Origin of the sequence: Microcoleus sp. AT3-D2 (assembly GCF_036705715.1) — a bacterium.
GTDB lineage: Bacteria > Cyanobacteriota > Cyanobacteriia > Cyanobacteriales > Microcoleaceae > Microcoleus.
Genome location: NZ_JAUBVE010000120.1, coordinates 1 through 10,179, shown reverse-complemented (window position 1 = coordinate 10,179; position 10,179 = coordinate 1). Strand labels below are relative to the sequence as shown.

The 10,179-nt window shown below is 45.5% G+C and carries 6 protein-coding genes; 5 read left to right on the top strand and 1 reads right to left on the bottom strand.

Going from position 1 to position 10,179, the window contains the following annotated elements; translation table 11 throughout:
* Positions 1 to 25 precede the first annotated feature (25 nt).
* Positions 26 to 676 (bottom strand): hypothetical protein, encoded by a 651-nt coding sequence (locus QUB44_RS29240; protein WP_333373060.1) that lies wholly within the window; start codon positions 674 to 676, stop codon positions 26 to 28.
* Between the two features lie 605 nt (positions 677 to 1,281).
* On the opposite strand from QUB44_RS29240, the gene QUB44_RS29235 reads away from it, so the two are divergent.
* The 5 genes from QUB44_RS29235 to QUB44_RS29215 all read left to right on the top strand — a co-directional run bounded on the left by QUB44_RS29235 (position 1,282) and on the right by QUB44_RS29215 (position 10,172).
* The gene (locus QUB44_RS29235; protein ID WP_333373058.1) at positions 1,282 to 2,412 is read left to right on the top strand and encodes a serine/threonine-protein kinase; all 1,131 of its coding nucleotides are present in this window, start codon (positions 1,282 to 1,284) and stop codon (positions 2,410 to 2,412) included.
* A gap of 533 nt (positions 2,413 to 2,945) precedes the next feature.
* The gene (locus QUB44_RS29230; RefSeq protein WP_333373055.1) at positions 2,946 to 6,452 is read left to right on the top strand and encodes a PAS domain S-box protein; all 3,507 of its coding nucleotides are present in this window, start codon (positions 2,946 to 2,948) and stop codon (positions 6,450 to 6,452) included.
* A gap of 281 nt (positions 6,453 to 6,733) precedes the next feature.
* Positions 6,734 to 8,002: an FAD-dependent hydroxylase gene (locus tag QUB44_RS29225; protein ID WP_333373052.1), complete on the top strand. Its 1,269-nt coding sequence runs from the start codon at positions 6,734 to 6,736 to the stop codon at positions 8,000 to 8,002.
* 347 nt (positions 8,003 to 8,349) lie between these two features.
* The gene (locus QUB44_RS29220; protein ID WP_333373050.1) at positions 8,350 to 9,027 is read left to right on the top strand and encodes a DNA-binding response regulator; all 678 of its coding nucleotides are present in this window, start codon (positions 8,350 to 8,352) and stop codon (positions 9,025 to 9,027) included.
* 80 nt (positions 9,028 to 9,107) lie between these two features.
* Positions 9,108 to 10,172, top strand: coding sequence for a tetratricopeptide repeat protein (locus QUB44_RS29215; RefSeq protein WP_333373048.1), 1,065 nt, complete (start codon positions 9,108 to 9,110; stop codon positions 10,170 to 10,172).
* Positions 10,173 to 10,179: the final 7 nt, after the last annotated feature.

Sequence of the window (10,179 nt, the reverse complement as noted above, 5' to 3'; positions counted from 1 at the left end):
GATTTTAAACCATCCTAATCTTCCTTCAGTCTTGTCTTATGGTACTTTGGCTGCTTAAAAACTGTCCGGAGTATTGCGGGATGGTAGCACTCTCTTGAGAGTAGCCAATAGTTTCACCAAAATCAACTACACCGTTGCGGTTTCTATCTTGAATTAACCGTACGTCAGCATCCGCCGTCAAACCGTCGAGACGCAGGCTAAAATTGCTATTAGTGTTGATATCGAATTGGTAGAAATCGTCGATATCCCCTGTCCCCACGAACTCCGTTAAGCTGATGCTACCGTTCTGAACGCCAACAACATTACGAGCTGTCAAAAGAGAGTTATCTGAATCGGAGAAATTCAACTGAGAGGGATATCTCGTTCCCGTTAGCGGATCTGTGTTTGCGATCGCAGACTGTGACTGCGGTTTGATTTGAGCATCGCTCACAGAGTGACTGAAGGCCGGGCTGGCATTAGGTACAAAAAAATTCGCAGTTTGTGTCTGTTGGTCCGTGCTGGATGCTGTGAGATTAGTCAAGCTAGATTCAGCACTATAACTAGAAATATTGAATGGAGCGATCGCTCGCTTGAGCAAGTCGTTGTTAACCGAAAATGCTGATGTGGCGAGAGCATTTGGCTGTTGACTGAAAAAAAGGCGATCGGTATTGGTAGGATTCGTGTTGATGCCTGACATAAGTTAAAAAATTTGTAAATTTCCAGAAAGGTGACGTTGTTTGTAGTAAGGAGTTTAGTCCTTAATCTCCATTGAAGAAGACTCTGCGCCCTCACTACACACCTATGAAAAATGATGAAAATTCCTGAACGGATATACTGCGGCTTGGAAGTTGAGCCGGCATTAGATATTCCACAAACCCTAAGATAGTGTTGGAATTCCTGGCGTTGCATTGGCGATCGACCAAGTAACGCTTTCAGATGTATTATCCCCAATTAAGCGGGGCGGTTATAACGGCTATATTTTTAAAAGCATCATATATCTCCTCCCTGATTGAAAATTTGTTTTTTATAATAACCCAAACCTCTTATAAAGTCAATTCATAAAACTCATAACTTAAAGTCATAAAAGTCATATTTGTAAAAATATATTTCAATAAGTAGACAAGCTATCAAAGTAAAGTTAAATCATGTATAAGCTAAATACAGCAGTTTTCAGTTGCCAGATCGCAACGCAATGGGTACTGGGTAATTCGTAAGTGGAAAGCTGTAGCTCATCCCTGGCAAGTTGCTATGTTAGAAAAAAATATTTGCAGAGCCTGTACAAGTAACTTAACACATGAAGCTATGACACTAGAAGAAGCCATTAATTTCTTAGAGAATTTCGTATACCAACAAACAGGAGAACACCTGAGTCGGTTGCAACAGTCGATAATTCGAGGCGTTTTAGGGGGTTTGACGTACCAAGAAATTCAGGAAAACGATCCGATCGCCCGCGGGTACACAGTGGGCTACCTGGGGCGCTATGTCGGCTACAACTTGTGGAAAGACCTCACCAAAGTATTGAAGCAAGCAGAAATTATTGGACAAGAAGAAAGAGTCGTCGGAGCCAATCTTTGGGACTGCATCATGAGAGCTGTACAAAAAGGCGCACAACCAGCTACTTCTGTCGATCCCATGTTGCAAAAGCTGCTGCGGATGCGTTACCGAATTAGAGAACATTTGGTGAACACGGAGTACAGCGATACCTATCTGGCTGAAGATGAAAATTTGCCCGATCGACCTTTATGTCTCGTCAAGCGCCTGAAAAGCCAGTCTGAGAGAACCAGCCAGCTATTCGATCGAGAAACGCGGGTTTTATATCGATTGGGTCAACACGATCGGATACCAGAATTGTTAGCTCGCTTTGAAGAAGATGGATATTTTTATTTAGTCTATCAATTCATCGAAGGGCAACCGCTGTATCAAGAAATAATCGAAGGTCAACCCTGGGAAGAACATCAGGTTATCGCTTTGTTGAAAGATATCTTGGAAGTGCTTGTTTTTGTTCACAAACAAGATGTAATTCACCGCGACGTTCACCCTCAAAACTTAATCAGGCGGACATCTGATGGCAAGATTGTATTAATTGACTTTGGGGCAGTTAAAGAAATCAACTCTTCACAAAACAGCATCGGTCAAACGAAATCGCGCGGTGGGACTCAGCAAGATTATATTCCTCCCGAACAAGCCATCGGCTCGCCGAAATTTTGCAGCGACATCTATGCTGTCGGGATCATCGGGATTCAAGCCTTAACAGGGATGCGCCCGAAACAACTCAGAGTTGATAATTTAGGCAATCTCATCTGGCGGAAAAATGCAATTGTCACCCCGGAGTTGGCGAGCGTTTTAGACAAGATGGTGCTGTACGCTTTCCCCCAGCGTTACCCGTCAGCAACCGAAGCTTTGGAAGCACTTCAAAATTTGGGAGTTAGTTGACTGTTGTCAGTTGACAGTTGACCGTTACCAAATCCGACTTTAATATCCCCTCTTTAGTCCCCCTCTGCGGGGACTAAAGTTTGTGTAGTAGCGGTTTCAACCGCCGAGTCTTATCTGTTGTGCCGATCGCATTTCCCACAGCCACAGCAGCCGGTTTATAATCCGAGTGATCTTGTTGCAGAGTGATTCATCCGCTACCATTATCCCTCGATGTACTGAGTAAAAAAACTCGGTCTTGCCAATGAATCGGGCGCCAATTTCCGAGATCCAAGGGACAAGGAACAAGGAACAAGAAATTTTTTTGAAAATTACCCACCCAGAAAAATTATTGAATTCTGCCGGATGCCTTCTACATAAGAGCATTCAACCTTCATTTGACTATCTATCTAAAGTTAGATAAAATAATTCATACTTTATGCTTAACAGTTTTAAGAAAATCTTAAGCCGCTTTGTATAGCGGACAACAATCTACCTACAGTGTTTATTGTTACCTTAGATACGTAGAAACCCAAATAATTTGAGGGATCGAGAAATTGGAACTTTTTGAACGAGCACAACAAGTGCAAAAGCCCTCAACTGCCATTGCTGCGGTCCAGTCTTTTTCCAAAAAAGCGAGTATTGCAGTAATGGCGATCGGCTGTACAGTCATTTTGGGTTGGATATTCGATCTGCAACTCTTAAAAAGCATTCTGCCCGGACTCGTGACCATGAAAGCCAATACTGCGGTCTGCTTTATTTTGGGCGGGTTTTCTCTATTCATCCAACAGACCCGGCGCGCCAAATTAACAGCAAGAAAGCCTCAAAAAAATTACAAAAATTTTATTTTAGTATCATCATTTTTTATAATATTAATTAGCCTATTAACCCTAGTTCAATATAGCTTTAATTTAGACTTAGGCATCGACCAACTGCTATTTAAAGAAAGTTACACCTTGACAATCACCGGAACACCAGGACGCATGGCACCGAATACTGCTGGTGCTTTTTTATTGCTGGGAACAGCGCTGCTGCTGCTGTCAGAACGTCGGCCTAAATACCTGCGGATTCAAATCTTAAGCTGTTCTGCATTTTTAATTGCATTTACGGGTTTGATAGGCTATTTCTACGACAAAGCTTTATTTTACCAAATTGGCCAAAATACAGGCATGGCTTTGCACACTTCGGCAGCATTTATGTTGCTGAGCTTCGGCATTTTATTTGCCAGTCCAGAGCGAGGATTGATCGCAGTAATGACGAGCGATCGCGCGGGTGGCATCATGGCGAGGCGCTTGTTGCCACGGGCAATCATTATCCCGCCTTTAGTCGGTTATTTCATCCTATTTGGAGAGCGGTTACAAGCCTACACGCCGGAGGTAGGGATATCGCTGTTAAGCGTATTGAACGTGATTATTTTTACAGTTCTGATTTGGCAGAATGCCAAAACTCTCTGCACCGCAGACCGGAAGCGCTATCGAGCGGAACTGGGACTGAGGAAAGCTAAATTAGACTTAGAAAATCAAGTTGAGAAACGGACTATCCAACTGCAACTCGCCAATGAGCAATTGCAGGAGCAAATTTTCGACTCTCAAACAACCAAGCAGGCACTTCAAAAAAACTACAATCTGTTGATGGCAGTCATCAATAGTACGTCGGCAGCCCTATTTGTCAAAGATATTCAGGGTCGTTACCTAATGCTTAATGCTGCGGGAGCCAGTATAATTGGCAAGTCCGTAGACGACATTATCGGCAGAGATGACAGGGAGTTATTTCCGCCGGAAATTGCGGCCCATATTAGGAAAACCGATCGCCCAATCATGACAGCGGGAAAAACGCAAGCGATCGAAGAAGAGCTGCCAGTTAAAGGAAATTTGAGGATATTTCTTTCTACAAAAAGTGCTTACCGGGACGGACTAGGAAATATTAGCGGTATCGTTACCATCGCGCGGGATATTACTGAAAGCAAAAAAGCCGAAATCGCCAACAGAAGTTTGGCAGCAATTCTGGAAGCAACCCCTGATTTTGTAGGTACTTACAACCTCGAAGGACGCGCCATTTACATCAACAAAGCCGGCAGAAAAATGCTGGGTATAGGTGAAAACGAAGATATATCCAACCGACAAGTTCTAGAATTCACGGCAGCGTCAGACTACAGCACTTTGAAACAAGCGATCGCCACCGCTATTTCCAGTGGCTTTTGGAGCGGAGAAACAGCCTTCATGTCAGCATCGGGACTCGAAATTCCCGTCAGCCAAGTCATCATCTCCCACTCCGCACCGGGCGACAAACTCCCATACATTTCGACGATCGCCCGCGACATCAGCGATCGCAAACAAGCTGAACAAGCGCTGCAACTGTCTCAAGCTCGTTTCGCCGGCATTGTAGAAATTGCCGACGACGCAATTATTTCCGTGGATGCTGAGCAAAAAATTATCCTGTTCAACCAAGGTGCAGAACGGATTTTTGGGTGGACGGCTGCTGAGGCGATCGGGCAATCCCTGAGCCTGCTGTTGCCCGAAGCTTTTGCCGTCTCTCACCGTCACCTCGTCAGCAATTTCGGCGGCGGCGTTAAACAAGCCCGAAAAATGGGCAACCGCAAAGAAATTTTCGCCCGCCGCCGAGACGGTACGGAATTTCCCGCCGAAGCTTCTATTTCCAAACTAGAAGTTGCAGGCGAAATCATATTCACAGCAATTTTGCGCGACGTGACAGCCAGCCGAGAAGCCGAAGAATTTGTGCGTCTGAGCGAGGAAAGATACCGATCGCTGGCAATGGCCACCGCGCAACTGGTATGGATGACAGACGCGCAGGGAAAGCCGATCGCGCCGATCGACTGGATGGCATATACAGGTCAAAGTTTGGAGGAAGCTACAGACAACTGGACTTCGGCAATTCACCCAGACGATCGCCCGATCACGGCGCAAGCTTGGATGCGGGCAGTAGAAGCCAAAAGTCTCTACGAAGTCGAGCACCGTTTGCGGGCTGCAGACGGTAGCTACAGACACTTCTGGGTGCGCGCAGTTCCAGTTTTAGCAGCAGACGGCAGCATTCGCGAATGGGTGGGAACTCACACCGACATTAGCGATCGAGTCCAAGTTTTGGAAGCACTCAAGCAGTCCGAGGGACAGTATCGATCGCAAGCAGCGCAGCTCGAAAAAGCTCTCCGCGAGTTGCACCAAGCTCAAACTCAACTAATCCAAACCGAAAAAATCTCCTCTCTGGGGCAGCTAGTCGCCGGCGTCGCCCACGAAATTAACAATCCGATTAACTTCATCTACGGCAACATCACCCACGCCAGCGAATACGCCACAGACTTGCTCGGTTTGCTCCACCTTTACCAGGAAAAATACCCAAATCCCGTCCCGGAAATTGTAGAAGCAGCCGAAGATATTGAAATCGATTTCTTAATGGAAGACTTTACGAAGATTTTGGAATCAATGAAAGTAGGAGCCGATCGCATCCGCGACTTAGTTGTATCCTTACGCAACTTTTCCAGACTCGACGAATCGCAGATGAAGCTAGTAGACATTCACGAAGGAATCGAAAGCACTTTGCTAATTTTGCAGCACCGGATCAAAGCTAATGTAGTTCGTCCCGCGATTGAGATTATCAAAGAATACGGCAAGTTCCCAAAAGCCGAGTGCTATGTAGGTCAGCTCAATCAAGTATTTATGAATCTTTTAGGAAATGCGATCGACGCCCTCGAAGAGTACAACAACAATCATTCTTCAAACGACATCTCTTTTCGCCCCAAGACAATTCGGATTAGCACCAGTGCGAATTCACACACAGTAACAATTCGGATTGCCGACAACGGGATGGGAATCAATCAAGAAGTTATTCACAAGTTGTTCGACCCATTTTATACTACTAAACCCGTCGGCAAAGGCACAGGCTTGGGACTGTCAATCAGCTATCAGATTATAGTTGAAAAACACCGAGGCAAATTGCAGTGTATTTCCACGCCTGGGGAAGGTGCAGAGTTTGTCATCGAGATTCCCATTCGCCAGGAAGTATCAGCGCTGGCTACCGAAAACACAAAGGAAATGGTCATTAGTCAGTAGTTAGTAGTCATTAGTCAGTAGTCATTAGTTTGAGGGTTCACCCATCGGGGGGGCTAGAAACCCGGTTTCTAGGAGTTTTGCGTTTAGTGACGAGAAATATAGGGAGAAACCGGGTTTCTGAAGTAGTGAGTGCATCCAGGGCTTGCATTTGGAGATCGTAGTCTGAAAACCTGAATTTTCACGAATGCCGATAGTCTCCCTTTCTCGATCGCCCTAAATCGAAATAATTCTTTACAATAAAAAAGTAACAATCCAATTAACTTTGACAAAATCCCTTGAAAATGCCTGTAAACCAACTTTCTCCAACAACAGCCTCCACGGAAACACCAACACTCGACTTTGACATAGCCATCGTCGGAGGCGGCATAGTCGGGGCCACCTTAGCCAGCGCCTTAAAAGATTCCGGATTGAAAATCGCTATAATTGAAACCCAACTCCCCGCCGCCGCAGCAGCCAAAAAACAAGCTTATGCAATTACCCTGCTATCAGGAATGATCTTAGAAGGTATCGGCGTGTGGCAGCAAATCTTACCGCAAATCACTACCTTCGAGCAAATTAGCCTCTGCGACGGCGACTATCCAGGCGTCGTCGAATTCCACCGCCCGGATTTGGGAAATACTGGCAAATTGCCCGTACCAAAAACAGCTTTAGGTTACGTTGGCGAGCACCGAGTCATGCTGTCAGCTTTGCAAGAATCTTTGGCAAAAAACCCGAATTTTAGTTGGGTTTGTCCGGCGGAAGTAGTCGAGGTAAAATATTTAACCAATTGCGCGGAAATAGAAGTCAAACAAAACGGCGAAACTCGAACAATTCGCACCAAATTATTAGTGGCTGCCGACGGTTCGCGATCGCGCATCCGCACCGAAGCCAACATCAGCACTCGCGGCTGGAAATACTGGCAATCCTGCGTTGCTATCACCATTAAAGCAGAAAAACCGCACAACGATATCGCTTTTGAGCGCTTTTGGCCGAGCGGCCCGATGGGAGTTTTACCATTACCTGGGAACCGCTGTCAAGTAGTTTGGACAGCACCCCACGCGGAAGCGAAAGCTTTGCAACAAATGGATGAAACAGAGTTTTTGACGTTGTTGGAACAGCGCACGGGCGGGCTTTTGGGGCGTTTGGAATTGGAGAGCGATCGCTTTTTGTTTCCCGTGCAGTTAATGCAGAGCGATCGCTACGTTTTGCCCAGATTAGCGCTAATTGGCGACGCCGCCCACTGCTGCCATCCCGTGGGTGGCCAGGGATTAAATATGGGTATTCGAGACGCAGGGGCGATCGGCCAAATCTTGCAGCAAGCGCACCAAAAAGGCGAAGATATCGGCGATTTGCGAGTATTGAAACGGTATCACAACTGGCGCAAAAAAGAGAATTTAATCGTGTTAGGATTTACCGATTTTCTAGACAGATTATTTTCTAATACTTGGCTGCCAATTGTAGCATTTCGCCGCTTTGGATTGTGGTGTTTGCGGACAATTCCCCCAGTGAGGTTTTTAGCCTTGCGCTTGATGACCGGTTTAATGGGCCGGCCGCCAGAATTAGGCGCTTAGTAAAAATTAAAGAAACCGGGTTTTTTCCTATGTTGCTTGCACTCTAGCGGTGTTGCCACAACCGCCAGGGGTTGAAACCCCTGGCTAATAGCGAAAGTCGGTTGAAACCGACTGAAAATCCAAGATAAAAATGAAAAACTCTTTAGTCCTCTTCAGAGGACTTTTGCTATGAGACAGGGGTTTCAACCCCTGGCGGACTATCGGCATAACCGAGGTTTCTCGCCACTCGCACCATCAAAGAAACCGGATTTTTTCCTCAATCTTTGCAATGTTACGAAGTTGGTCGCAAAAACGCGGTACAATGATCGACTCAGCTCGAACCCAGCCCTGACGGCAATAGAAAAACTATGCAGCCCGAACAAGAACAAGAAATTCTCAACCTGCGCGATCGCCAATTAACGCCCAAACAAATTGCCCGAAAGTTAGGATTGAAAGCATCCGAAGTCAGTACCTTTCTTCAATCTCATGCAGAACAAACAGCCCTCGCTAGCGCCGAAAAAGGAGAGTTATTGCCCGTTGCTCAATGTCTCGTGGATGTAAATTTTGCGAAGGTATTGTTGGGGAATGAAACCTCTGAAACGAGCGGTTTGGGTTTAGTGGTGGTGACTCGTTCCAAGGGATACAATCGTTTTGTTACAGCCTCTTATTTGATCGACTACTGGTGTTTGGGAGTCAAGGATACCATCCCGCCACGTAACTGCAACGATAGCCAATATAAAAAATTCGTTCAGCTTTCTTACTCGCAGTTTATGCAAGAGTACGAGGAGATTAGTTTAGAGCAAGCACAAGCCCTGGTTTGGGGTGCGATCGCCTATGCCAAAACATTAGGCTTTGAACCGCATCGCGATTTCGAGCAGTCGAAGGCACATTTAGGAGAATCAACCAGCGAAATAGGCTTGAAATTCGGTCGCAATGGAAAACCTTGTTATATTGAAGGGCCTCACGATAATGCAAGGAAAATTATAAATACGCTTAAAAACTCTGTGGGAGAGGGTAATTTCGATTACTTGTTCGGGATGGGGTAGAAATTGATACGGGGGAGCGTCAACAGCCAAACCACCAATCATGGTAAAATAAACATCGGTGTTACTGACAACTCCCCACAATGGAAGAAACCCGCGCCCAAGCTTATCAGCAATTGATTCTGACACTGCTGACTTGCCCCAACGGAGAAGAAAATCAAATCTTGAATGCCAACTCGGAATTGGTGGATGCTGAGTTGGTTCAGAAGATCGTAGCTTTTGCTATTCGCTTGGGAGACAATCAAAAAAATAAGGCTAATATTTTATTAGATATTGCTACTAAGATAGCTATTTTATTGGGTAATGAGCGGGTATATCGCGAAATTCATGAAAAAAATAGTTCACAGGAGCATATAAATTTTATCCTAGAATTATTGCAAGCAGAACAAGATAGTAAAGTGATTTACCCGATGCTGGCTGGGCGGCAACATCTCCTCAATGCCCGTTTTGCGGAAATTTTACCGCAAGTAGCCCAGAATTTAATTGCCCAACATCCCCAAGCAATTGAGCACATTGTCGCCTTTATTGAAAATTTGAGTATTCATATTAGTGACTTTCCCCGTGGGAATAGAGCGAATAATATTGAAATTGCGCTCGCGGGTTATCAAGTAGTTTTAAGCAATCGGGAACCGGGAAGCGAAAAATATGCTCAAACTCAACAGAACCTAGCTGTTGCCTACACTAACAGAATCAACGGTTCGCGGGCGGATAATCTGGAACGGGCGATCGGCTTTTATGATGCTGCTTTAACAGTTCGTACCTGTGAGGATTTCCCTGAACAATGGGCAATGACTCAACATAACCTAGCTGTTGCCTACAGTAACAGAATCAACGGTTCGCGGGCGGATAATCTGGAACGGGCGATCGGCTTTTATGAGGCAGCTTTAACAGTTCGTACCTGTGAGGATTTCCCTGAAGGTTGGGCAATTACTCAACATAATCTAGCTGTTGCCTACAGTAACAGAATCAACGGTTCGCGGGCGGATAATCTGGAGAGGGCGATCGGCTTTTTTCAGGCAGCTTTAACAGTTTATACCTTTGAGGATTTCCCTGAAGGTTGGGCAATGACTCAAAATAACCTAGTACAGCTCGGCGTAAATACACAGACTATTAAACAGCCAAGACTTTACCCTTATATGTCCACTTAAAAGGTTT

Bases quoted from the DNA above. Each gene is read 5' to 3' on its own strand.
- QUB44_RS29240 (WP_333373060.1), bottom strand. From the start codon at position 676: ATGTCAGGCATCAACACGAATCCTACCAATACCGATCGCCTTTTTTTC.
- QUB44_RS29235 (WP_333373058.1), top strand. From the start codon at position 1,282: ATGACACTAGAAGAAGCCATTAATTTCTTAGAGAATTTCGTATACCAA.
- QUB44_RS29225 (WP_333373052.1), top strand. From the start codon at position 6,734: ATGCCTGTAAACCAACTTTCTCCAACAACAGCCTCCACGGAAACACCA.
- QUB44_RS29220 (WP_333373050.1), top strand. From the start codon at position 8,350: ATGCAGCCCGAACAAGAACAAGAAATTCTCAACCTGCGCGATCGCCAA.
- QUB44_RS29215 (WP_333373048.1), top strand. From the start codon at position 9,108: ATGGAAGAAACCCGCGCCCAAGCTTATCAGCAATTGATTCTGACACTG.